This window comes from Pontibacter chinhatensis (assembly GCF_900113285.1).
Classification (GTDB): domain Bacteria; phylum Bacteroidota; class Bacteroidia; order Cytophagales; family Hymenobacteraceae; genus Pontibacter; species Pontibacter chinhatensis.
Genome location: NZ_FOOT01000004.1, coordinates 364755 through 387460, shown reverse-complemented (window position 1 = coordinate 387460; position 22706 = coordinate 364755). Strand labels below are relative to the sequence as shown.

At 53.6% G+C, this 22706-nt stretch carries 21 protein-coding genes and 1 riboswitch; of the genes, 6 read left to right on the top strand and 15 right to left on the bottom strand.

The genetic code is table 11. From position 1 onward, the window contains the following. Positions 1 to 337 precede the first annotated feature (337 nt). Positions 338 to 895: a fasciclin domain-containing protein gene (locus BM040_RS13795; protein WP_092102478.1), complete on the bottom strand. Its 558-nt coding sequence runs from the start codon at positions 893 to 895 to the stop codon at positions 338 to 340. A 322-nt stretch (positions 896 to 1217) separates the two neighbouring features. On the opposite strand from BM040_RS13795, the gene BM040_RS13790 reads away from it, so the two are divergent. After that, positions 1218 to 2399: a DUF4932 domain-containing protein gene (locus BM040_RS13790; RefSeq protein ID WP_092102475.1), complete on the top strand. Its 1182-nt coding sequence runs from the start codon at positions 1218 to 1220 to the stop codon at positions 2397 to 2399. A gap of 23 nt (positions 2400 to 2422) precedes the next feature. Here the strand turns inward: BM040_RS13790 and BM040_RS13785 are convergent, their stop codons facing one another. Beyond that, entirely contained in the window at positions 2423 to 4630 is a 2208-nt protein-coding gene (locus tag BM040_RS13785) for a B12-binding domain-containing radical SAM protein (RefSeq protein ID WP_092102472.1), read from the bottom strand. Between the two features lie 285 nt (positions 4631 to 4915). On the opposite strand from BM040_RS13785, the gene BM040_RS13780 reads away from it, so the two are divergent. Beyond that, positions 4916 to 5224: a hypothetical protein gene (locus tag BM040_RS13780; protein ID WP_092102469.1), complete on the top strand. Its 309-nt coding sequence runs from the start codon at positions 4916 to 4918 to the stop codon at positions 5222 to 5224. A gap of 124 nt (positions 5225 to 5348) precedes the next feature. Here BM040_RS13780 and BM040_RS13775 read toward each other — a convergent pair whose 3' ends face one another. Both BM040_RS13775 and BM040_RS21785 read right to left on the bottom strand, forming a co-directional pair. Next, the gene (locus BM040_RS13775) at positions 5349 to 5573 is read right to left on the bottom strand and encodes a DUF2798 domain-containing protein (RefSeq protein ID WP_092102466.1); all 225 of its coding nucleotides are present in this window, start codon (positions 5571 to 5573) and stop codon (positions 5349 to 5351) included. A 53-nt stretch (positions 5574 to 5626) separates the two neighbouring features. Beyond that, complete coding sequence (locus tag BM040_RS21785; RefSeq protein WP_175491067.1) at positions 5627 to 5794, bottom strand: hypothetical protein; 168 nt, start codon at positions 5792 to 5794, stop codon at positions 5627 to 5629. A 156-nt stretch (positions 5795 to 5950) separates the two neighbouring features. Between BM040_RS21785 and BM040_RS13770 the strand changes: the two genes are divergently transcribed. Further along, the gene (locus tag BM040_RS13770) at positions 5951 to 6238 is read left to right on the top strand and encodes a hypothetical protein (RefSeq protein WP_175491066.1); all 288 of its coding nucleotides are present in this window, start codon (positions 5951 to 5953) and stop codon (positions 6236 to 6238) included. An 85-nt stretch (positions 6239 to 6323) separates the two neighbouring features. On the opposite strand, the gene BM040_RS13765 is transcribed toward BM040_RS13770, so the two are convergent. Beyond that, complete coding sequence (locus tag BM040_RS13765) at positions 6324 to 7412, bottom strand: YncE family protein (RefSeq protein WP_092102460.1); 1089 nt, start codon at positions 7410 to 7412, stop codon at positions 6324 to 6326. A 19-nt stretch (positions 7413 to 7431) separates the two neighbouring features. Continuing rightward, positions 7432 to 9351, bottom strand: coding sequence for a TonB-dependent receptor plug domain-containing protein (locus BM040_RS13760; RefSeq protein WP_139217809.1), 1920 nt, complete (start codon positions 9349 to 9351; stop codon positions 7432 to 7434). Between the two features lie 110 nt (positions 9352 to 9461). Then, positions 9462 to 9665, bottom strand: a riboswitch (cobalamin riboswitch). A 102-nt stretch (positions 9666 to 9767) separates the two neighbouring features. Between BM040_RS13760 and BM040_RS13755 the strand changes: the two genes are divergently transcribed. After that, the gene (locus BM040_RS13755; RefSeq protein ID WP_092102454.1) at positions 9768 to 10367 is read left to right on the top strand and encodes a DNA-3-methyladenine glycosylase; all 600 of its coding nucleotides are present in this window, start codon (positions 9768 to 9770) and stop codon (positions 10365 to 10367) included. A gap of 499 nt (positions 10368 to 10866) precedes the next feature. Here BM040_RS13755 and chrA read toward each other — a convergent pair whose 3' ends face one another. From chrA to BM040_RS13720, 7 genes are all read right to left on the bottom strand, one after another. After that, complete coding sequence (chrA, locus tag BM040_RS13750; RefSeq protein ID WP_092102451.1) at positions 10867 to 11994, bottom strand: chromate efflux transporter; 1128 nt, start codon at positions 11992 to 11994, stop codon at positions 10867 to 10869. Further along, entirely contained in the window at positions 11984 to 12412 is a 429-nt protein-coding gene (locus BM040_RS13745; RefSeq protein ID WP_092102448.1) for a DoxX family protein, read from the bottom strand. The genes chrA and BM040_RS13745 overlap by 11 nt, the downstream gene beginning before the upstream one ends. Positions 12413 to 12524: 112 nt before the next feature. Continuing rightward, positions 12525 to 12998: a GNAT family N-acetyltransferase gene (locus BM040_RS13740; protein ID WP_092102446.1), complete on the bottom strand. Its 474-nt coding sequence runs from the start codon at positions 12996 to 12998 to the stop codon at positions 12525 to 12527. A 128-nt stretch (positions 12999 to 13126) separates the two neighbouring features. Continuing rightward, on the bottom strand, positions 13127 to 14281 hold the full coding sequence (locus BM040_RS13735; protein WP_092102443.1) for an alpha/beta hydrolase-fold protein: 1155 nt from the start codon (positions 14279 to 14281) through the stop codon (positions 13127 to 13129). Between the two features lie 109 nt (positions 14282 to 14390). Continuing rightward, entirely contained in the window at positions 14391 to 14570 is a 180-nt protein-coding gene (locus BM040_RS13730) for a hypothetical protein (protein ID WP_092102440.1), read from the bottom strand. Between the two features lie 17 nt (positions 14571 to 14587). Beyond that, on the bottom strand, positions 14588 to 14857 hold the full coding sequence (locus BM040_RS13725; RefSeq protein WP_092102437.1) for a hypothetical protein: 270 nt from the start codon (positions 14855 to 14857) through the stop codon (positions 14588 to 14590). A gap of 310 nt (positions 14858 to 15167) precedes the next feature. Then, complete coding sequence (locus BM040_RS13720; RefSeq protein ID WP_092102434.1) at positions 15168 to 16355, bottom strand: THUMP-like domain-containing protein; 1188 nt, start codon at positions 16353 to 16355, stop codon at positions 15168 to 15170. Between the two features lie 161 nt (positions 16356 to 16516). Between BM040_RS13720 and BM040_RS13715 the strand changes: the two genes are divergently transcribed. Continuing rightward, positions 16517 to 17212, top strand: a complete 696-nt coding sequence (locus tag BM040_RS13715) for a DUF4397 domain-containing protein (protein WP_092102432.1) — start codon at positions 16517 to 16519, stop codon at positions 17210 to 17212. A 149-nt stretch (positions 17213 to 17361) separates the two neighbouring features. Beyond that, positions 17362 to 18669, top strand: coding sequence for an adenosylhomocysteinase (ahcY, locus tag BM040_RS13710; RefSeq protein WP_092102912.1), 1308 nt, complete (start codon positions 17362 to 17364; stop codon positions 18667 to 18669). A gap of 104 nt (positions 18670 to 18773) precedes the next feature. Here the strand turns inward: ahcY and BM040_RS13705 are convergent, their stop codons facing one another. Both BM040_RS13705 and BM040_RS13700 read right to left on the bottom strand, forming a co-directional pair. Then, positions 18774 to 19520, bottom strand: coding sequence for a LytR/AlgR family response regulator transcription factor (locus BM040_RS13705; protein WP_092102429.1), 747 nt, complete (start codon positions 19518 to 19520; stop codon positions 18774 to 18776). A gap of 29 nt (positions 19521 to 19549) precedes the next feature. Beyond that, a complete protein-coding gene (locus BM040_RS13700) occupies positions 19550 to 22522 on the bottom strand; it encodes a ligand-binding sensor domain-containing protein (RefSeq protein WP_092102426.1) in 2973 nt (990 codons plus the stop codon). Positions 22523 to 22706: the final 184 nt, after the last annotated feature.

The following is a 22706-nucleotide window of genomic DNA, read 5'->3' as shown; positions in this document are numbered from 1 at the left end:
CCTGAAGTATAAAAACAGAAAAGCACCTGCGGCCTGGGCTGTAGGTGCTTTTCATGTATATAGAGCAGGGTTAGGTACGGTGGGTAATCTGGTGTTCCTGCCCCTGCAATGTGGGGACGCAGGGGCAGGGCCAGGTTTTCATCATAGTTTTATTTGGTAGTAGTAGGTAGTAGTCTGAAAGCTGGCAGCTTTTCTGCCGGCTTCCAATAATAAGATTCCGGATTTGCCGGAGAGGTTGCATGGGCCGGAAAATATTTTCTTAAAAAAACAGGGGCATCCACCTCATACTTGCAAGTATGAGGTGGATGCCCCTGTAGGGTTTGACCTTTGGCTATACTTATTGCGGCAACAGCACCTTGTCAATCACGTGGATTACGCCATTGGACGTAGGGATAGAAGCCACGATGTTTGCTCCGTTCACGGTTACCTTGCCATCTTTCACGCCCATCGTTACGCGGCCACCGTTTACCTGGCCCAGGCTCTGGCCATCCTCAAAGCTGTCGGCATTCAACACGCCCACGTACACGTGGTACTGCAGGATGTTGCGGAGGTCGCTGCGTTTCTCAGGCTTCAGCAGGCCTTCTACCGTACCGGCAGGCAGTTGTGCAAAGGCCTCGTTGGTTGGTGCAAATACCGTAAACGGCCCGGCATTGGTAAGTACGTCTACCAGTTCGGCCTTTTGCACGGCTGTCACCAGTGTGGTATGGTCGGGGGAGGAGGCAGCTACCTGCACCACGTTCTTCTGCGATTCATCGTCCTGCACAGCCGACTGACCTGCGGTGGCCGGGGCCTCATGTTGCACTTCTGTGGTAGTGGCCTGTTGCTCCGATGAATTACAAGCGGCCAGCATAGCGCCTGCGGCTATGACGACGGCCATGGGTAAGATTCTTTTCATATACTTCAAATTTGGATGTGTTGTGTCTTACAATATTGCTACACAAACACTTAAGGAAATATGATTTTGGTTACCTGCAGAGATGACTTTGGTTAGGTTTTTTAGGATAGCGGCAAGGTTCAGGGCATAACAGTTTTCCAGATACGTCAAAGGATGCCTCCCAGTCATTCGGGAGGTGAGGCTGCTGCAGGTGCCCAATTAAAGTGTTTGCGCGGGCGAGTGAAGCCAGTTGAAAAGTATAAATTGTTGGGGATGGCACCAACAGTAGCAGAGAATTTATATATTGAAGAAGTTATACTTTTGCATAGTTTAACCTAAGCTGATGAAAACTTACTTAACAGCCTTCTCTGTTGTTGTTCTACTTTTACTGGGTAGTTGCAAAGCACCAGTCCCAACAATTTCGAAAAGCTATGAAAATGCTTTAAAAGAGGAGCCTCAGGTGGAGGTGCCAGAGGTATACGAGGCAATGCAAATAGCCCTAAGCCTTACAGATACCTACCAGTCGGACCCGAACCTGATAAATAAATCGACTCCTTACTATCAGGAAATGGTCAGCCATTTTGGAATGCATAAAACGCACCCGCTCGTCTTAAAACTAGACAGAAAGCTGAAGAAGGCTGGTGCTTACGGTCAGGTAAATACATTAACGAGTCTACAGTCCCTAAACTATAAATTAGAGGACGGGAAACTGCTTAAGAAGAGCCGCTATAGAATACCCTTTATTTACAACGTGGCACCATACCCGCTGTTCCTGCTTCACAGCAATAGACGCTTGTTTAACTCTTTTGTGCAGGAAACCGGGTTCGAAGAGTTTTATAGCCAGCACGGCAGCCACTATGCGTCTCTCATCGCCAGGAGCCATGAGCTCTGTGACTATGCTGGAATGAAGCAATGGCTGGAGCGCGAGTTTCCCAAAGTGCAGAACCAGGCCCTGCTGGTTGTATTCTCCCCCCTTACGGGAGGATCCCATAGCCAAAGGGATTACCTGAGCAAGGACGGACAGAAGAAGCAGATGGTCATGTTCGTGAGCGCTCCAAACTTTGAGGAAGGAGTATGGAAAGACCTTTCTGAGCAGGAGAAGTCAGCTTACGCTACCAGAATCATCTTTACAGAAATTGACCACAGCTACGTAAATCCGACAACGGACATATATTTAGAACAGATAGAGGCAGCTATGCAGGAGCTCGGGAGCTGGAAGACAGAGAAAGTGATTGGCGGCTACAACTCCTTTCCCCTTACCTTTAATGAGTACATGACGTGGGGTGTCTACACACTCTACGCTTACGATACGTATCCCGCCGATGTGTTTGAGCGCGTGATAGAGCGCCAGGTTGAAATTATGGCCTCCAAGAGAGGCTTTATAAGATTTAGAGAGTTTAACGAGGAGTTGCTGCGCTTGTATAAACACAGGAAAAAAGGCGAGCGGGTTGCAGACCTATACCCGCAGATCATCGAATGGATGAAGTCTACTATGCAGGCAGCACAAAACAGCGTGCCGCAATAGCTCATGCTTCGCCTTTAATCCCCCTACAGCAACAACAGCCCCTTCTCCCGCAAATCAAACCAGCTCGGAGAGCTGAGGAATTCGGCAAAGCTCAGGTGTGCCTCGGCCGGGAAGCTGGCCTCCAGTTGCTTTAGCGTTATAGCCTCCGGGTTATCCGGCGTTGCTTTCTGCAGTACCTCAAACAGCCACTGGCCAATGGTAGCGGTGGTCTTCACCTGAAAATCCTCGCCCTTTTCGAAGAAGGTAAGCAGGCAGCGCTCAATCGTCTGTCCTTTTTTGGCCATCATGGTGAAGTCGACGGCTGGTGTGTTGCCCAGCCAGAGCACGCGTGCGTTGGGGCGGGTGCTGTCGGGGCGGTGCGGGGCAGAGATGGCCTCAGCAATAAGGCTTGGCTTCTCGGTCGTGCGCGGTACCTTAAAGTCAAACCAGAATGAAAGCGGCTCCTCCAGGCCAATGCCGTGCATGTAGTTGTAGAGCGCCTTACTCAGGCCTTCGCCAAACATGCTGTGATCGGTGCCCCTCGGGTCGTCGTGCCACAGGTCGTTGTTGGCGAAATCCCCTTCCGGCGGACCCACCTTTACGACCCCATACTTCTCGGGCTCCTTGCCGATAGGGCTGTGCGCCGTCATGCTGAAGCGGTGCCAGTAACCTGATTGAATCACGCCGGTCTCGAACAGCTGCCGCACCACCTCCAGCGAATCGATGGTTTCCTGAGCAGTTTGCGTCGGGAAGCCATACATGAGGTAGGCGTGCACCATGATGCCTGCCTGCGTAAAGCTGTCGGTTACGCGGGCCACCTGCTCTATACTTACCCCCTTGGCCATGAGCTGCAGCAAGCGGTCAGAGGCTACTTCCAAGCCACCCGACACGGCGATACAGCCTGAGGCGGCCAGCAGGCGGCATAGGTCCGGCGTAAAGGTTTTTTCGAAGCGGATGTTTCCCCACCAACTGATTTTCACACCACGACGGATAAGTTCGATGGCCATGTCGCGGAGCGGGGCAGGCGGCGCGGCCTCGTCTACAAAATGGAAGCCTGTTTGCCCGGTCTGAGCGATGATCTGCTCCACACGGTCTACAAGTAGGGTGGCAGGTGCCACATCGTAGCGGTTAATATAGTCCAGCGTCACGTCACAGAAGGAGCAGCGCTTCCAGTAACAGCCGTGGGCGATGGTAAGCTTGTTCCAGCGGCCGTCACTCCAGAGGCGGTGCATGGGGTTTATCACGTCAATCACCGACAGGTAATCGGGCAGGGGCAAGTCGCTGTAGTCGGGCGTGCCTACCTCGGCATGCGGAATATCCGGGTCGGTGCAGCCGTTCACATACCTCACCTCCTCCCCGGCAAGTATAAACGTGCGCTGCAGCTTTTCAGCCTCACGCTCGCCCTGCAGGTGCTCCAAAAGTTTCAGCCAGGGGCCTTCGCCGTCGTCCAGCGTCACGAAATCGATATACTTAAACAGGCGCGGCTCGCGCAGGCTGCGCAGCTCCGTATTAGGGTAGCCGCCGCCCATCGCTGTTCTTATACTTGGGTTTTTCTCTTTGATATACTTTGCCATGCGCAGGCCGCCGTACAGGTTGCCCGGGAAAGGGATCGAGAAACCCACCACATCGGGTTGAGCCGCCTGCAGGTGCTCTTCCAGCAGCTCCAGTAACATAAGGTCCACGAGGCTTGGGGCCTCCTGCAACGCCTCCTCCAGCGGGTTGAACGAGGTGGCCGACAAAGCCAGTTTTTCGGCGTAGCGGCTGAAGGCAAAGTATGGCGAGATGGTTTCTTTAATAAGATCGCCAAGGTCCTCCAGGTATAAAGTAGCCAAGTAACGCGCCCTGTCGGTAATGCCCATACTTCCAAAGGCCCAGTCGATGTCCTCCACCTGGTCGAAACGCGAGGCCTCGGGCAGAAAGCGGCTGTAGCTGATTTGCTGCGCCAGTGTGTGGTCCTTGTTCTGCAGAAAGCGGATAACCGGCTCGATGGTGTTCAGGTAATCGCGCTTGAGGTGCAGGATGCGCAGGCTGTTGTCGGAGAGCTCGTAATTACCCTGCTCAATGGCCTCAAAAATGCGCCGAAGCCCTTTGCGGGAGAACATGCGCAGCACCAGCTCAATGCCCATGTCGGCCTGCACCACCTCGTAGCCACGGCCTTTTAAAAAACCCTTCAGGTAAGCGGTGGCAGGGTAGGGGGTGTTCAGTTGCGTGAGCGGCGGCGTGATGAGCAGGATGGTCGGCTTCTTCTCCAAAGTATAAATGGGCTTAAAATATAACAGAATGGCGGCTAATAAGCCAAAACACAAAAGTATGGATAATAGCCCACACTTTCAGCGTTAACAGCGCAGGCGGGCATTGTGGTTCACCCAGGAGTATAAAGCCATAGAAGGTATATCGAATATTATTTAATCATTATATTTTAAAAATAATTTATATAATTTATTTTGTATTTAATATTCCGGCTTTTATATTTGTTCTGAGAAAATAAATTGTTGCTGAGGGACTTATAACGCGCTGCCACTATGCCTACACCCTTCATGATGAGCACACAAAAGAGCCTGCAGATGGTACTGACCATACTGCTGTTGATACTGGCTATACTTGCCATGAACTGGCAGGAAAGAATAAGCCGGCAAACCCCAGTGGCAAAGCATCAGCAGAGCCAGAGGAAGCCATTGACCAGGGCAGTCGCTTACGCTGATTGCTGTTTGTATCACGCGCTGGAGGCAGCAGAAGGAAGAGGCGCTTACACAACAGGTGGGGATGAAAAGCAGGTCTTTAAGACGGGGATGATGCAGCTGCAGCTCGACTCAGCTGCACACCTGGCAGCAGGCAACTATAACTAATTTTTTGGCACCCGTACCAACTAACCCCTATAATTAACAAGCGCCTGTGCCATAGCACGGGCGCTTGTGTTTTGGAGCCAAATGGCCGCACGAAGTATAAATGTAAAAGAGGGTTTCGAACAGGCTACTTTAGTACTTTATCCACCGCCTTGCCCACTCCCGGCACAATGGCCAGTACCGTTAACGAAATCATCAGAAACAGCACAAAAAAGCTGCGCAACAGCCGGAGCGGAAAGTCTGAGTTCAGGCCAAAGGCATACAGCTCCAGCGCCGAGGCCAGCAGCAGGCTGATAAGGCCGATGAGCAGCAGCTTGCGGCGCAGGTGTGGTTTCAGGAAGGGCTTTGCCATAAGTATACTTTCTGTTGGCCCAAAGATAGGCGGCAGACCAGGAGATTAAAAAATCAGGAGTGGCCTTTTTCTGCTTCTTCGTCCTCTTCCTCATCCGCCTGGCTGCCCTGCGGATCAGGCTCGGGCGGTGGGCCCTGCTTGTCCTGTCGTACTTTCTCCACGTCAGAGGAGTCGTCTTTGGTGGATTCTTGGGGTGGTTGCTTCGGTTTTTGCTCTTCCATGGCGGGTAAAAAGTATGGTTATGTGCTCATGTACGGGCAACGCTGCCTGCCGGTGCGGTTTTCAACATTAAAATGCGCTGCAACGTACACGTTTAAGGCCGGGGCAAAGTATAAAGGCCCTTGGCAAGTATGTTTAACCGGAAAGGAATCAGGATAATGAATACACGAAAGATAAGGACTGCTTTTTTTGCGCTAATGGCGACAGCCGTGGCCACTTTTGGCTTCTCGGCATGCGATACAGGCACCCAGCCTGGTGATACCAATGTGGAAGACAGCGAACACCACGACGAGGGAAGCATGGTAGGCAGTGAGGCTAAAGACGAGAATGAAGCCGAGCGCGATAGTATGGAGCAGCACTACGAGCGCACCGAAAAAGGTTCTGCCGTGCATGCCGGCGACGGAAAAAGCGATGGCACCGACCGCGACGACGTGAATGACCAGTAGTAGCCTGTTTTAAAGTATAAAAGTATAGAGCCAGCCTGTCCCGGTAAGGGTAAGCCTGGCTTTATACTTTGTAAGCCTAGTGATTTTAGTTGAACACGAAGCCGTTCGGACCGATGCTTGCTCTAAAGCTGCTGAGCTGCGTGCCCTCCGGACTGTACACATACACCGTACCATCGCCAGACCAATTGTTCTCATCCCCTCCATAGATATTACCCGTTTCCGGATCTACGCCTAAGCCATAAAAGGTGCGGTTGATTAACGGTGTTGTGTTTAGCGCGCTGGCATCTATACTTAGCTGGTGCACGCCTCCATTGTAAAGAAAGTATAGCCTATCCTTGTTGCCGTTGATGAGCAACTTGCTGGCCGAGGCAGTCACTTCCGGAAAGGTGATAGTACCTATAATGGAGTTATCAGCAGGGTTTATTTTAGTCAAGGCGCCAGCTGTGTATTCTGACTCAGGCAGGTTCCAGTCCTTGTTGCCGGAGCTGAGCACCCACAGGACTTTGTTTTTGTCCAGCGCCAGGCTGTTGGAGCCATAGGTAACCGGAATGCTGGTTTCTATGGCATCGGTAGCTGTATTGATAACAGTTACCGTGCTGCCGCCCTGGTTGGTGACATACAGCTTGCCGTTAATTATACGAAGTTGCTCCGGCTGCTTTTCTACTTCTATTGTCTTGATGACCTTATTGTTTTTCAGGTCGATAACGGCAACACGGCCATTGTTATAGCTCCAGTCAGCATTTGGGGGCAGCCATTCGGTGGCGTAACCTTTCTCGTTGTTGAGCGCCACAAAGTAGCGGGGAGCGCTCAGGCCTTCTATCACCCCTACCGATTTAAAGGTGGTAGCGTTCACCACTTCAATCTTATTGCTGTTGTTCACCACCAAGAACGCACGATTATCATAGATGTGCATGTCCTGCACTACATCGCCAAGCGGACGGTCGGCGTTCTCCTTGCTGAATATGTTGTTTTGCACTTGCTGGGTGCTCTTGTTGTAGTAGGAAATAGAAGCATTGGTATGCTCGAAGTTTCCTTCATTCAGGACAAAGACCCCATCCTCAGCATAGACACCGCTTGGCCCGTCGTTGTTGTCGTCGCAGCTGGTAAAGCCCACGGAGGTTAGGGCAAGGGTGGCAGCCAGGAGAAAGCTGCGGAAAAAATTGAGTTTCTTCATTATGGTTTTAAAGTATGATTTATGGAATGATAAAGCGCAAGCTGAAAGTATAACCGCGTGGCGGCATGGCGCGGTACGCCATGGTCTGGTAGGCGGCATTGGTCAGGTTGTCGGATCGGAGCGTGAGCAGCAGCGTGTTTGACCCCAGCTGCAGCCTCCGGCTCAGGGCCAGGTTCAGCAGCATAAAACTGTCGAGGTGGCTGGTTTCGGAGTTGGACGTATAGCGCAGGCCGGTGTAGTTCAGGTTGCCCAGCAGGCTCCAATTTTTATACTTGGCCTCTGCAGCCAATAGGCCCTTATGGCGCGGCACATACATTAATTGCTTGCCTTGGTCGCTGCCGCTGCCCTCGTATACTTTGGCCTGCACCGATGAAGTATAAGTATAGCCCGCCGTGGAGCTGAGCTTGAGTTCGCCAAGCGTAGCGGTTGCAGTCGTGCTAAGTTCAAGGCCCTCGCTCTTCACCTTCTGCAGGTTGGTCGGGCGCCAGAGGCCGGTGTGGTTGGGGGCCCACTGAATCCAGTCGTCGATAAGCATGTAGTAGCCGGTAACCTCCGTTTCCAGCAGGAAAGTGTTGCCTTGCACCAACACGTGGCGCAGGCCCAGTTCGTAGTTCCAACCCTGCTCCGGCTTTAGGTCAGGGTTGCCGGCACCCGCCCAGAAACGGTCGTTGAGCGTAGGCACCCGGTAACTGCCGCTGGCATTGCCTTTCAGGGATACCTGATGTAGGTTGCTGTTGAAGAACTTCCAGTTAAAGCCAAGCGCAGGGGTGAGCGGCGGATTATAGTTTTCTACCAGCGCCTGGCGCAAATTCAGGGTAAGTTGCAGGGGCTGCACCGGGTCGTAGCGGAAAAGGGCGAACAGGGAGGCGCGGCTTTCCTCCTGCTGGCTGGCATAGCCATCGTTCCTTGCTACAAAGTGCTGTAAATTGATGCCACCGCGCAGGCTCCAGCGCTCGCCATAGGTATAGGTCTGCTCCGCCTGCAGCTGGTAGGTTTCCACGTTAGCTTCAGAGTCGGTGCTATTGTCCGTGTAGTGCAGCAGGTCGTTGAAGTAAGCGAGTTTCACGTCTGTTTGCCCCAGCCGGCTCTGGTGCTGCAGGTCCGCCATCAGGCGCAGGCTTTTGTCCAGCTGCCGGGCATTGGCATTCACAGAGCCCATGGCCGGCTGCAACTCCCGGTCCGAGAAGGTATACCAGCCGTGCAGGCTTAGCGCGGTGCTCGGAGAGATGTGCCAGTTCAGGTCCTGCGTGAGCCCATGCTGCTGCACCTGGGCGTGCTCCTGCCGTACTTCCGGGGTGCCAAAGCGGCTCAGGTCTTTATACTTGAAGCTGTTCTCTGCCAGGTGGCCGTAGGCGCTGAGGGCATAGCTGAAGTTCTTGCTGCCGTAACCCAGGCTGCCGCTGCCAAAGTAGCGACCAAAACTACCTGTCTCCAACTTCACGTCACCCCCCAAACCTTGGGTGTTATACTTGGGAGAGTTGAGCAGCACCGCCCCACCAATCGCTCCGCTGCCATAAGTTGCCGCCGCTGAGCCATGCTGCACCGCCACCTCCCCGATGCCACTCAGGGGTAAGACAGAGAAATCAGCCTGCCCCAAGGTGGGAGAGGCGATGTGGAGTCCGTTCCAAAGCACGGCCGTTTGGGAGGCATTGGTGCCCCGGAAAGCTACCGTAGAACTTCCGCTGGCTCCATAGGTTTTAAAGTATAGCGGCGTGCGTGCCTGCAGCGCCTCGGCCAGGGAGCCGGAGCTGTAGGTGCTGAGGAAGGCGCTGTCCAGCTGCACCACGCGGCTACCGGCGGCGTATACTTCGGCGGGTTTGCCGAACACCTCCACGGTGCGCAACTGGTGCTGCGTGGTGTCCTGCTGGGCCATCGCCGCGACAGGCACGCTGCTCAGGCAGGCGCCAAGCCATACGTTCAGAAATGAGAATCTAGCCAAAACAAACGGTGCTTACATCCCGAAGCATGCTAGGAGGGGCAAAGGCAGGAACAGCAAACGCGATAAAGTATAGCGGTGGCCGTGCAGCTTTTTACCCGAAAGCATACGACAAAATCAGTGTCGGACTGGCAGGTCTCCTGGCTCTCTTCAGTTAGCGCGCCTTCCCATGCAGCGCGAGCGGCACAGTGGCTAAGGTGTTGGCTAACCCTTTTTAAGAAGATGACAGTTGCGGGAACAGCGCAGGACTCACACCTGCTTCCCTTTTAAGGCCATAAAACGATAGTTTCACGGCCACCAATCTGAAGGCAAAGGTAGGGAACATTTTTCATTTAACAGTTAACATTTATCATGGCGATTAACTCTGCTCCTAAGAGCACGTACCCCAACAACAAATAACGACCAACGAATAACTAAACTTGAAGCTTCCGAAGGAATTCTATACCCGGCCTGATGTGGTGCAACTGGCGCAGGAGCTGCTGGGCAAGTACCTTTATACTTGTGTAGATGGTATGTTGACCGGCGGAATGATTGTGGAGACCGAGGCTTACTCGGGGCAAAACGACCGTGCCTGCCACGCCCACCTCAACCGCCGCACCGCCCGCACCGAAATCATGTACAGCGAAGGCGGCGTGGCTTACGTGTACCTCATCTACGGCATATACCACCTGTTCAACATCATCACCAACGAGCAAGACAAAGCCGATGCCGTGCTGGTGCGGGCCATTGAGCCGGAAGTAGGGATAGAGGAAATGCTGTTGCGCCGCGGCTTTGAGAGTATAAAATCGAACTTAACAGCCGGTCCGGGTGTGCTAAGTATAGCCCTGGGGATAGACAGAAAGCTCTACGGCGCCGACCTGACGGGTGACACCATTTGGCTGGAGGATAAAGGCCTGGTACTGCCAGCAGAAAGTATAGCCGCCGGTCCCCGCATCGGGGTGGATTATGCCGGGGAGGATGCCTTGCTACCCTGGCGGTTTTGGTTAAAGGGGAATAAGTGGGTGAGTAGGAAGAAGTGAGATGCAATTTATGGCGCAAATCTTCAGACTTGTGTCCTTTTATGAGGTCAAGTTTGCAACTTGACTGGCTTGAAAAACCAGGTTTTATACTTTGGCTATACTTCCCTGAGCCGCTGCTTCCCGCAACTGGATACAAGCTGTTCTTACTAGCTGCCGTTCATCCTCTAGTTCCCACAAACGTCTTGTTGCATTTCTGGCTTGGGTGCTCTCAAGCCCGAGAGGGCTCGCCCTTGGGCATCGCGCTGTCTACATTTCCTGCCCTCGTACCTCGGGCTGCCTGCGGCACCGGAAATCTAGAAGGCGCTCAACCCAAGGACTGGGATTGATACTTCTTGGCTCAAGCCTTTGCTATCGGAAAAAGAAGTGTAAAGTTAGTAGTACAAAGAGTGTCCCCTTGAGGGGACTATAGGGGTGTTCATACTTTGACTATGCAACTCATACTTCAGCATCAGCAGCTACAGAGCTCCCCTCCTTAGCCAAAGAGGGGCAGGGGCGGGATCTACACCAGCGTCAGCAAATACCCCAGCACAGCCCCGCCAATCACTATAAAGGCGCTATTCAGCTTCTTGAACTTGAAGACAACGATAAAGCTGATAACGGCAATGAGGACAGTGCGCCAATCGGTGAGGGTATCGCGGCTCATTTCAACGGCAACGGCAAGTATAACGGCGACGGCGGCCACGTTGATAGCATCCAGAAAGGCGGACATGGCTTTGCTCTTCCGCAGTTTGGGGATGAGCGGGTTCAGGAGAGCTACAAAAACAAAGGAAGGCAGGAAAATCCCCACGGTGGCGGCCACCGCACCCCAGAAACCATTTAGCTGCCAACCTACAAACGTGGCGGTAGAGAGCACTGGCCCTGGCGTAAACTGCCCCACGGCTACGGCGTCAATCAGTTCCTGCCGCGTTAGCAGGCCTTTGGCTACCAACTCCGCATCCAGAAAAGCAAACAGCACATAGCCGCTGCCATAGAGCAGGGCACCTACTTTTAGGAAGCTCAGCCAGATTTTGAAGTTACTGCTCTGAACTGCCAGCAACGGCGCCTGCAAGAGTAGGAGCGGGGCGAACCCATTGGCGGTTGTAGCGCGGTTCCGGATAAGATAGAGCAGCAGCCCGGCAAAGCCGCAACCAAAGAGCGCCAGAATTTCATTTACTCCTAACAGGGCAGCTGCAGCGGTTAAGATGCCCAAAATCCAAAGCGCTGTACTTTTCAGCGCTTTCTGACCGAGGCTGATCAAGGCGGAGAGTATGATGGCAATAACTGCAGGCTTGATGCCGTAGAGGTAAGGTTCCACCTGGGGCAGTTGTCCATACTTGCTGTAAAGCCAGGCAAACACCATCGTAATCAGCACTGCCGGAAGTATAAAAGCTGCGCCCGCCACTACCAGGCCTTTCCAGCCGGCGCGCTCGTGGCCGCAGTGCATGGTCATTTCGGTGGAGTTGGGGCCGGGGATAAGGTTGGTGGCGCCTACCAGGTCCAGGAAGTGCTCGTGCGTCATCCATTTGAGCTTCTTCACCACTTCGTCCTCCATCATGGCGATGTGCGCGGCCGGTCCCCCGAACGCTATCGTGCCGAGTTTCAGGAATAGTTTGCCAACCTCCTTTAACTCTCCGTTGTTATTTTTCATTCATCAGTTTTCTATCCACAGACCCATACCCGCCGCCCTTTATCAGCAGAAAAATACTGCCCAGCAGCATCGCCCAGTCTGTGCGGAAGGCATGCAGCATTTCCCAAAGGCCCTCGTTTGCCAGAATCTCCAGCTTGGTCGTGCCCAGGGCCACCAACATAATGATGATAAGCGGAATGCTGGCCAGGCGGGTAAAGAACCCAAGTATAAGCAATGCGCCGCAGTTAGTTTCTACAAAGCCCACCAAAGTGCCCAGGAACTCGGGCGAGGGCAGGCCAATCTTCTCGAAGCGCCCCGCGCCGCGGACGTCCGGAAACAGGAACTTCTGGATTCCCTCCGACAGAAACACGACGCCCACCATCAGTCGGATTAGAATGGTTGTGCGGGCATCATCAGTGCGTAAGATTTTTTGCAGCATAAACCTGTATGGATAAACAGTAGAAAGAGAGTATGAGTAGGATTTAGATAACGCTTTATATCCTACAAACTATACTTCAGCACAAACGACTGTCTTATACTTCCTGTTGGCGCTACGCAGAGGCGGAAGCCATACTTTTGTGCATGATGGTAATTCCGTTTTTGCCTACCAGTTTGGTGTACACGCGCCAGCCCAGCTCATAATAAAAGCTTACCCTGTCGGTGGCGACCAGGTACAGGTCGGTAAAGCCTGCCTGCAGGGCGTGCAGCTCCAGGGCCTGCACCAGTTGCTTGCCCACGCCTTGCCCGCGGTAGGCTGGCAGCACGTAGAGGGCGGCCAGCCAGGGCTTCAGGTCGGGCAGGGCATCCACACCATCGCTCTCTATCAGCAGCACAGAGCCTATCGGCTTTTCGGCATCCAGCGCCACAAAGGCAGCAGGCAGAGGTTGTGCCTGCAGGTGCTCGCGCAGCGGCACCCGCACCACCTCTGCGGTGTTGCCGGGCTTCTGCCACCACTGCCGGTAAATCCAGTCGGCTACGGTGTCGAAGTGTTGGGGAGCTTCGTGCAGGTATCGGATCTCAAACATTGCCTTCGCATTAGTTACATCCCGAAGCTTTTTTTCAGCCAGGAGTGAAAAGCAATTTAACGAATAATGGGCAACCGTGAAAACTGCCCGTGTTAAGAGAATGCTAAATTTTGGAGAAGCGGCACGGTCTATTTTGCCGGGAAGACCAGCTGCAGCGCCTGCGGCATGCGCTTGCCCCACGCCGACTCGAAGTGCTTGGCTTTTTCGTCCTTCACCCAAGTATAGTCTTTGCCCTCGCGGTAGCCTTTCTGCTTCAGGGTTTGCAGCATCTCGTCTATGCCTGGCTGCAGCTGCTCCTCCAGTTCCACACCGCCGTTATCGATGTAAAAGTATACTGGCTTCTTTTTCCCCTTGTAAGCCTGCACGTCGTCCACGTAGTCGATGTGCTGAATCTTAAAGGCCGGCGACATGCAGATGGCCTTGGAGAAAACCTCCGGATGCTCCCAGGCCAGCATAAAGGCGATGGTGCCGCCTGCCGAGGAGCCGCCGGTGGCCGTATACTTTGCGCCCGGCCTGGTACGGTAAGTGCTGTCGATAAAAGGCTTTACCGTGTTTACCACATAATCCACGTAAGCGGATCCTTTCTCACCGGGGGTGTATTCCTGCATACGGTCTGGAGTGTTGTTGATTCCCACAATAATAATCGGCTCTATGGCCTTCTGGCGGATGAGGCTGTCGGCAGTTTCATCCACGCGCCAATCCACACCGAAGGAGCTGGTATTGGGGTCGAAGAGGTTCTGGCCGTCGTGCAGGTAAAGTACCGGGTAATGCTTTTTCTTGTCCTTTTCATAATTGGGAGGGAGCCACACCACCAGGTCGCGTGGCGGGATGAGGGTGCTCTTGCCCACCTTTTCGTGGTACACCAGTTCGCCGGTAACACCGCCTTTCACCAGCTCCTTGCTGTCGCCGCTGCGCCAGTTGGTTACCTTGTTTTTTACCTGCAGGCTGCTTTCCACCTTCACAGTGAAATTGCGGAGCGGGTTTCCGGTACTGTCGGCGGCTTCCTGTTCCCAGCTTCCCAAGGTATACTTATACTCCAACAGCATCGGCTCCAGCAGCACTATCTCTTTCTGCCAGGTATCGGGGCCCGTACGCTCCATCTGTATTTTGCCAGGGCTCCAGTTGCCCAGCTCAGGGGCATTGCCGGTAATGTATACCTGCGCTGTGTCGGGCAGGCCGGGGGCGTGCAGCAGAAAGCCCACCACCTTCTCGGAGGGTGCCTGGGCAAGGGCCGAAAGCGAGCACAGCCACAGGAGCAGGAGCGTCGGGAACGTCTTTTTCATAGTTACAGAAGTATACGGGTAAAGTACGAAGATTTACAGAGAAGCGTAACGCAAAACAGCCACAGCATAAAGTGCTGTGGCTGTTTTGCCTAAATATCAAACTACGCAGTTAGCGCTTGTTGCTTTCGCTATCCTGTTCGTTGTCAGTGCGGGCTTGGGGCGTTCTGCCGGTTTGCTTGCTATTGGTTACATCGCGTTCCAGGCTGTTGCCGATGTCTTTCTTGCCGCTTTTGTTTTTGTCAGTTAGATCACTCTGCTTGTTTTTATCCTGATTCTTCATGGTTTTCATAGGTTAAGTGATTCGGGCTATTCCTCGGCTGTGGGCTCGTTTTTGCGGCCAGCCTCTTTGGAGCCTGCTTTAACACTTTGCCAGCCCTTGCCCTGCGCAGGCTTGTTCTGGTTGCTGGTTTTAGAGGCGGTGCGGTCTTCGGCCATTGGGTTGTTCGGGCTGTTGTTGCTGTTCCTAATGGAGTTTTCGATGGCCAGGCGGTTGCCTTTTTTGCCTGCCTCAAATGACTTTTCAGGGTTGCTTGCAAAGCCGTGGAACTCCCAGCTTCTCTTTTTCTGGTCTTTCATTCGTTTTCAGAAGATTATTGGTGAAACATAAAAACCTTACAGCCATAGCCGTTCTAGAGGTGTACGGCAGTTTGCTGTGTATGTTATGTTACAACTCCTGAGTGCGTCTTTTGTTATTGGAGTCAGTTTAAGGGCGGCTGTTGGGGATGTCGCTGGCGTTATGAGAGTTAATTCTGGTGGGCGCCAGGGCACCGTCTGCTATGAGAGTTTCCGGTCATGCGGTGCGTGCGGGAAACGGGACAAAGTATAAAAGCACGGGCTGAAGCAGCGCAGCTATACTTTTATACTTTGTGTTGGCTTGCTGCGTGGGTTATACTTTCTCGCAGATGAGCACGACCGGCTTTTGGTGCATGTCGGTGGTGAAGAAAAGGTACGTATGGCCGCCTTCTTTAATGCCAGTCTTCCTGCGGATATCCGCCACCGACTCCGGGAAGTTGCGCACCGTAATGTTGGCTTTCTTCTCCGGCAAGTGTTTGAGCAGTTCCTTTTTGTTGTAGCGGCTCACGTCAAGGCACCTGAAGCTGCGGCCCGGGAAGTGGGGCAGCAGCTGCGCCGAAGTATAGAGGTGGCTGTTGGGGTGCAGCTTGCTTAGCTGCAGGTGCTGGCCCAGAAAACGGTAAACCCCTGCCTTCAGGATGGCAGCGTTCGGCTCATACACATATGCCAGCGGGTCGGCATAAATGGGATTGGCAGCCTCCTCCTGAGCACGGGTGAAAGTAAGCAACTGCGGCGCGGCGTTGGGCAGCAGGTTCACGGCCGTGCGGGGCACATCGGCAGGGGCGGGGGCTTCGGGCTGGAGCAAGTATAAAACCTCCTTCACTTCGTTCTGCAGCGCCACCACCCACACCTGCACCACCTGGGCCAGTTCCTGCAGAGCCTGCTCAATGTCGAGCATGGGCGAGGTTTTCAAAAGTATAGCGTCGGCCTTCTGGAAGAGCAGCGGCAGCAGGTGCAGCACGTCCGGTTCGCAGTCCTGCAGCAGGTGCAGCTTCTGCTCGTGATGGCCGCGGCGGGCGGGGTCTAAGTATAAAACATCTGCCTTGCCTTCCATCGTTTGCAGAAAGTCCTCAGCCGTGGCATTTATACTTTGGATGTTCGTAGCGCCCAGCAAACCGAAGTTATACTTGGCCACCTCCTGCAGCTCCGGATTCTGTTCCACGTGCACCACCTGCGCAAAGCTGCGGGCAAAGTATAAACTATCCACTCCAAAGCCGCCGGTCAGGTCAACCAGTAATTTACCACTCACCAGGCTGGCCTTATATGCCGCCGTTTCCTCCGAAGAACTCTGCTCCACCGACAGCGCCACCGGGAACACCGCCTGCGGGTGCTGCACCCAGGTAGGCAGCTTTTGGGCAGCTTTCTGGCGGGCCTTTATCTGCTGCACCAGCTCCTGCACCGGCAACTGCGGGTAGCGGCCGGCTTGCAGCATCAGCTGGGCTACGTCGTGCTGCTGGTGCCGAAGTATAAAGTCCTGTTCCTCGGGTGTAAATGTACGCATGGTGGTTTTGTATGGGCTGCTGCAAAGATATTGATTAAAAAAAAGAGGCGGTATACTAATTTGTTTAACGTTTTTACATATTTGTTAAACAAAATAATCGCAACGGCAGTTAAAGGAAGTATGAAAGAATTATTTATTAAACTTTAATTTCTGAATGAGCTATGAAGTATTGGATGAAAAAAATGGCGATGGTGGCAGCAGTGCCTGCTTTGTTCCTGGCAGGATGCGATGACGATGACGACGGAGTAGACCTGGTAGAGGAGGCGGAGGTGATGGTCGTGCATGCTTCGCCGGATGCCCCAGGTGTAGACTTGCTGGTTAATGATGTGAAAGTGAACAATTCTCCCCTTACCTTCCCTAACAACACAGGTTACCTGGAGTTGCCGGCAGGCACGCAGAACATAAAGGTAAATGCGGCGGGCACCACTACCACCGTCATCAATGCGGACCTTAACCTGCAGCGCGACAAAGATTATACTGTGTTTGCCATCAACACACTGGATAATATCGAAGCGCTGGTACTGGAAGACGACTTGACCGACCCGGCCAGCGGTATGTCGCATGTGCGTTTTGTGCACCTTTCTCCTGATGCGCCTGCCGTTGACATTGCCGTGCAGGGCGGCCCGGTGCTGTTCAGCAACAGAGCCTTTAAATCAGCCACTCCTTTTACGCCAGTAAGTGCGGGTACTTATACTTTAGAGGTTCGTCCGGCCGGTAGCACTACGGCAGTGCTCACCATCCCGAACGTGGAGCTGAGAAGCGGCGATATCTACACTGTGTTTGCCCGCGGCTTCCTGAGCCCACCAGAGGGTAACACCAACACACTCGGGGCACAGGTTATCGTGAACGAAGAATAACTCCTTTACCCGTAGCTGCAGCGCCCGCCATACTTTGGTGGGCGCTGTTTTTTTGTGTTCACTGCTTATTAGTCGCAGTAGACCAGCTAATCTTGATGGAATGCAACAAATTGCGTAATTTTGTGTTTTATCAGAAAAAAGAAGAAAAAATGGTTGAGACGTATCTGAAGTATAAAGTTAAAGATATAGCGCTGGCTGAGTGGGGCCGCAAAGAAATTAAACTGGCTGAGGCAGAGATGCCGGGCCTAATGGCTATCCGTGAGGAGTATGGCCCTAGCAAGCCCCTGGCTGGTGCCCGCATTGCCGGTTGTTTGCACATGACCATCCAGACGGCAGTTCTTATTGAAACGCTGGTGGAGCTGGGTGCTGAAGTGACCTGGTCTTCCTGCAACATTTTCTCTACCCAGGACCACGCCGCTGCTGCCATTGCCGCTGCCGGTATCTCGGTTTATGCCTGGAAAGGCATGACGGCTGAGGAGTTTGACTGGTGCATCGAGCAGACGCTTTTCTTCGGCGAAGACCGCAAGCCGCTCAACATGATCCTCGACGACGGTGGCGACCTGACCAACATGGTGCTGGACAAGTACCCGGAACTGGCTTCCGGTATCAAAGGGCTGTCTGAAGAGACAACTACTGGTGTGCACCGCCTCTACGAGCGTGTGAAGAACGGTACACTTCCAATGCCTGCTATCAACGTGAACGACTCCGTTACCAAGTCTAAGTTCGATAATAAGTATGGCTGTAAAGAGTCTTTGGTAGATGCGATTCGCCGTGCCACCGACGTGATGATGGCCGGTAAGGTGGCTGTTGTGGCTGGTTATGGCGACGTGGGCAAAGGTTCTGCTGCCTCTCTGCGTGGTGCCGGTGCCCGTGTTATCGTTACTGAAATTGACCCGATTTGTGCGCTGCAGGCTGCCATGGATGGCTTTGCCGTGAAAAGAATGGCTGATGCCGTAAAAGAGGCCGATATCATAGTTACTGCTACTGGTAACAAAGACATCATCACCGAGCAGCACTTCCGCTCTATGAAAGATAAGGCCATCGTTTGTAACATCGGCCACTTCGACAACGAGATTGACATGGCATGGCTGAACAGCAGCTATGGCAACACTAAAGACGAAATCAAGCCGCAGGTAGACCTGTACAACATCGATGGAAAAGACATTATCGTGCTGGCAGAAGGCCGCCTGGTGAACCTAGGCTGCGCTACCGGACACCCATCGTTTGTGATGTCTAACTCCTTCTCTAACCAGACCCTGGCCCAGATTGAGCTTTGGACGAACGCCGATGCTTACGAGAACAAGGTTTATACTTTGCCGAAGCACCTGGACGAGAAAGTGGCTCGCCTGCACTTAGGTAAAATTGGTGTGGAGCTGGATGAGCTGTCTCCTGACCAGGCTGCCTACATTGGCGTGACAGTGGAAGGTCCGTTTAAGCCGGAGTACTACAGATACTAAGCCTGTACGGCTGTAAGTATAATGAGGCCAGCGCTGCAAAGCGCTGGCCTCTTGTTTTTTCAGAAGCGTTAAGTTAGTATGCTTCGGTGAACGATGGCTATACGTCAGATAATGTTGAACCGCGACATCAGGGCCTTTTTGTAAGACTTGCCAATCGGAATCTCGCCTTTCGAGAACACCACCGAGTTTTCCTCCAGGGCCTCTATCTTGTCCAGGTTGGCGATGTAGGAGCGGTGCACGCGCACAAAGTTCTGCGACGGCAGCTTGTTCTCCATGTCCTTCAGGGTGGAGCTTACCAGGTATTTCTGGTCGGCAGTCACGATAAAGGAGTAGTTGTCATAGGCCTCCACCCACAAAATATCGCTGTAGTGCACCTTTATGATGCGGTGCTTTACCTTCACAAAAATATAGTCGGCGTTCACCTCCTTATCCTTTGGGTTAAGGCTGGCGCCGTTATTATGCCTGTTGTCTTTGTGGTTGCTGTCGTGCTTGTACAGGGCTATCTCGATGGCCGAGCGCAGGCTCTTTTCATCAAAAGGCTTGACCAGAAAACCATCCGGCTCCGTTTTTTTGGCGCGGTCAATCGTGGCCGGGTCAGCGTAGGCCGTAAGGTAAATGAACGGGATGCCGAACTCCTCCCGGATGCGGGCACCAATGTTAACTCCGTCAGCATCGCCTTTCAGATTGATATCCAGCAGCACCAGGTCGGGTTGTGTTTCCCGAATCATGTCGATCGTGTCCTCCCCTGAGTCTATCGCACACGTTTCGTAACCTAATTCTTCCAGGCTTGCCGCTAGATCTTCTGCGATGATGACCTCGTCTTCCGAAATGAGGATTTTAGGTTTTGTCATAGCATTAGGTGCATACGTAAAAAATAATATTATGATGGCAAAACAAAATAAAATATTGATTTTGTGCCATGAGTGTTGTAAAAGCTAATATTGCCTTCCAGTTTGCGGCTCAGCGACTGCACCAGCTTGAGCCCGAATGACTGCCCACTCTGCTGCTTCTCAAAGAAATCCTTCGGCAAGCCGCGCCCATTGTCGCTGATAGTCAGGGTATATTGCACGTCGTCGTGCTTCTTTAACTCAATGCGTAGCACCCCATGCGCATTGTTCGGGAAAGCGTATTTTAAGGTGTTGGATACAAGCTCGTTTACAATAAGGCCTAACGTAATTGCCGCGTCTAAGTCTACTTTTGTGTAAGGAATATCCAATTCAAGCTCAACTCTATCCATACTTACGCCATAAGAGGCATAAAGGCTTTCGCAAATCTCCAAAAAGTATTCCTCCAGGCTGATTTGTTCCAGGTCGTCGTGGCGGTAGAGGCGCTCGTGCAGCAGCGACATGGACCTCACGCGGCTTCGCAGTGCCTGCATCACTTCCTGCGCGGTGGGGTCTTGCACGTGGCGGGCCTGCAGGTTAAGCATGCTGATAACGATCTGCAGGTTGTTTTTAACGCGGTGGTGGATTTCCTGCAGCAGGATCTCCTTCTCCCGGTTCTGGCGCTCCAAGAGGCGGGTGCGGTGGTCCACCTTCATCTCCAGCAGTGAATTCATTTTTACCAGGCTCCGCTCACGCAGGCGCACCACACTCAGCACCGCCCCGGCCAGCACCAGCAGCAGCACCCCGATAAACCACTCGCGCCGCCAGAAGGGAGGGGTGATGGTGAAGCTATAGGTGAGCGGTTCGGGCGTCCAGTTGCCGTCGGTGTTTCGGGCCAGCAACTCAAACGTATACTTACCGGGCAGCAGGTTGGCAAAGGTGGTGTAAGAGCGTTCCGTGCCGTGCGACCACGTGTCGTCGAAGCCCCGGAGCCTATACTTATACTCTACCTGCTCGGGGTCTGAAAGCGAAATGCCGTGAAAATTAAAAGAGAGGTGGTTGAGGGTATACGGCAGGCGCGGGTTCCGGGGAAGTCCGGTCAGGCTGTCTACTTTATAGCCCAACGCATCCCAGTCAGTGGGGGTAGAGTGCAGCAGGACCTCTGTCAGCACCAGCTTGGGATAAGCCGGCCGCTGGCGGTCCAGGTGGGGCAGGTAGTGCGTAAGGCCTTTGTTGGTGCCAAACCATATGTGTCCGTCTGCTGTCTGCAATATGGCATTGTCGCATACTTCCTGACCCCTGAAGCCGCTTGGGCTGGTGTAGGTACGGTAGCTAAAGCGGCCTTGCTTGTGCAGCAAGGGGAGATCGACCTTTAGCAACTCGCGGTTGGTGGCTATCCACAGGTTATCCTGATCGTCTGTATACAGTGTTTTTATGGCCTCGTTGGGTAACCCTTCTGCAGAAGTATAGAGTTTGGCCTGGCTGCCCTGCAGCACCAGAAGCCCCGTGTTGAAGGCGGCAAAGTATAAATTTCCGTTTTTGTCCTCTGTTATAGAGCGGATTTCGGATAGCTGGTGTTGCGCGAGCTCCTGCGGCTTTACCAGCTGCCCCTGCTCTACCAGGAAGGCTCCCTGGTCGGCGCCAACCCATAGTCTGTTTTGGCTGTCGCGGAAGATGGTGCTCGCTTTGATGGTGCCTCCGGCAAATGGAATGCGTTTGAGCGAGTCCTGCGAGAGCATGACCACGCCGCCGGCCGTTGCAAAGTATAACTTGCCATCCGGGCCCACTGCGCCCTGGTATACATCCGGGGAGGGCAGTCCTTGGGCCACAGCGTACCTTTTCGAGCTGCCCTTGCCCAGCCGCCAGATGCCATTGCTGGTGCTTACCCACATCTCCTCGCCCGCTGGCAAAAAGTGGTAGATAGACGCCCCGCGCGGCCATGGGGTAGGTGTCTGCCACTCCGGACCCCGCGGCAGCATCCGCGCCAGTTCGCCCTCATCTGTCCCAAACCAGAGCGTGCCCGACTGGTCTTGCCCCACGGCCGTGATGCGGGGTTCGGTGAGGTGGCCAAAGTCGAAGAAGTGCACAAACCACGGAGCCCGGTACTGCTGCACGCCGTAGCCGTTGGTGCCGATCCAGACGTTGCCCTCGGCGTCGGTGGCCAGCGAGGTGATACGGCTCGTGCGAAGGCCGCTGCGGCGCGTGATGTAGGAAAAGCTCTGCCCGTCATACTTTAGCAGTCCGTCGCGCTGCAGCCCTATCCAGAGGTTGTTGTAGCTGTCGTGGGTAAAGCAGGTAACATAGCTGCTGTCCAGGTTGCCGGGCAATTCCACCGGGCTGAGGGTGTCGCTGGCTCTTGCCAGGCCTCGCGCCGTGCCTATCCATACATGGCCATCGTTGTCGGTGGTAATGGTGGTGACATGCTGATGCGGCAGGGCGCTGCTTTCGGGAGTGTAATGCGACACCAGGTTATCGGCAGATACTTTGTAGACGCCGTTCTGCTGCGTTCCTGCCCACAGATTGCCGGAGGCAGTATGGGCAATAGCCGTATAAAAAGCATCGGGCAGCGCTTTATACTTTTCCACCCGGGTGCTGGTGATGTAAAAGATGCCCTCGTTGGTAGCCAGCCAGATGTTGCCCTTCCTGTCTTCGGAGATGCAGTTAATGGCTTGCGCCCGCAGGCCGTAGCCGGGCCCATACCGCTCAAAGCCGGTGCCGTCGAAGAGCTGCAGCCCGGCATCGGTGGTGCCTATCCAGAGGCGCTGGCGGCTGTCAATAAACAGGGTGGAGATGTTGTGGCTGCTCAGGCCATGGTCTTTGGTGTAGGTATGAAAGTTGATGCCGTTAAAGCGGCTGAGGCCGGCACGCGTAGCCAGCCACAGAAAGCCCTTGTTGTCCTGCTGTATGGCCATCACCTGCGACTGCGGCAGCCCCTGCTCCAGCGTCCAGCTGCGTATGTTGTACTGTTGTGCGGTGGCGGCAGAAGCCACGAACAGGCTCAGAAAAAAGAGTAAACGTCTCAGGTACATGGTCAGTCTCCATACTTACAGGCCCCGGTGCTAGTTGTGTCTTTGCAAAGTGCAAGTGCAAGGGGGTTATAGTATAAATTTGCTTACGCAGGAATGGCTGAAAAGTATGGGTTTAAGGGTTACATTTTATTGGTGATAGGGGGAAGTTTGCCTGTAAAAGGTATAGTTTGAGTGTGTAAGAGGC

What these genes read in the sequence shown, in the direction of transcription:
- BM040_RS13745 (WP_092102448.1), bottom strand. Translation starts at nt 12,412, where the DNA reads ATGCTGCAAAAAATCTTACGCACTGATGATGCCCGCACAACCATTCTA.
- BM040_RS13705 (WP_092102429.1), bottom strand. Translation starts at nt 19,520, where the DNA reads ATGACAAAACCTAAAATCCTCATTTCGGAAGACGAGGTCATCATCGCA.
- BM040_RS13775 (WP_092102466.1), bottom strand. Translation starts at nt 5,573, where the DNA reads ATGGCAAAGCCCTTCCTGAAACCACACCTGCGCCGCAAGCTGCTGCTC.
- BM040_RS13795 (WP_092102478.1), bottom strand. Translation starts at nt 895, where the DNA reads ATGAAAAGAATCTTACCCATGGCCGTCGTCATAGCCGCAGGCGCTATG.
- BM040_RS13715 (WP_092102432.1), top strand. Translation starts at nt 16,517, where the DNA reads ATGAAGTATTGGATGAAAAAAATGGCGATGGTGGCAGCAGTGCCTGCT.
- chrA (WP_092102451.1), bottom strand. Translation starts at nt 11,994, where the DNA reads ATGAAAAATAACAACGGAGAGTTAAAGGAGGTTGGCAAACTATTCCTG.
- ahcY (WP_092102912.1), top strand. Translation starts at nt 17,362, where the DNA reads ATGGTTGAGACGTATCTGAAGTATAAAGTTAAAGATATAGCGCTGGCT.
- BM040_RS21785 (WP_175491067.1), bottom strand. Translation starts at nt 5,794, where the DNA reads ATGGAAGAGCAAAAACCGAAGCAACCACCCCAAGAATCCACCAAAGAC.
- BM040_RS13735 (WP_092102443.1), bottom strand. Translation starts at nt 14,281, where the DNA reads ATGAAAAAGACGTTCCCGACGCTCCTGCTCCTGTGGCTGTGCTCGCTT.
- BM040_RS13740 (WP_092102446.1), bottom strand. Translation starts at nt 12,998, where the DNA reads ATGTTTGAGATCCGATACCTGCACGAAGCTCCCCAACACTTCGACACC.
- BM040_RS13765 (WP_092102460.1), bottom strand. Translation starts at nt 7,412, where the DNA reads ATGAAGAAACTCAATTTTTTCCGCAGCTTTCTCCTGGCTGCCACCCTT.
- BM040_RS13730 (WP_092102440.1), bottom strand. Translation starts at nt 14,570, where the DNA reads ATGAAAACCATGAAGAATCAGGATAAAAACAAGCAGAGTGATCTAACT.
- BM040_RS13725 (WP_092102437.1), bottom strand. Translation starts at nt 14,857, where the DNA reads ATGAAAGACCAGAAAAAGAGAAGCTGGGAGTTCCACGGCTTTGCAAGC.
- BM040_RS13720 (WP_092102434.1), bottom strand. Translation starts at nt 16,355, where the DNA reads ATGCGTACATTTACACCCGAGGAACAGGACTTTATACTTCGGCACCAG.
- BM040_RS13790 (WP_092102475.1), top strand. Translation starts at nt 1,218, where the DNA reads ATGAAAACTTACTTAACAGCCTTCTCTGTTGTTGTTCTACTTTTACTG.
- BM040_RS13700 (WP_092102426.1), bottom strand. Translation starts at nt 22,522, where the DNA reads ATGTACCTGAGACGTTTACTCTTTTTTCTGAGCCTGTTCGTGGCTTCT.
- BM040_RS13770 (WP_175491066.1), top strand. Translation starts at nt 5,951, where the DNA reads ATGAATACACGAAAGATAAGGACTGCTTTTTTTGCGCTAATGGCGACA.
- BM040_RS13780 (WP_092102469.1), top strand. Translation starts at nt 4,916, where the DNA reads ATGATGAGCACACAAAAGAGCCTGCAGATGGTACTGACCATACTGCTG.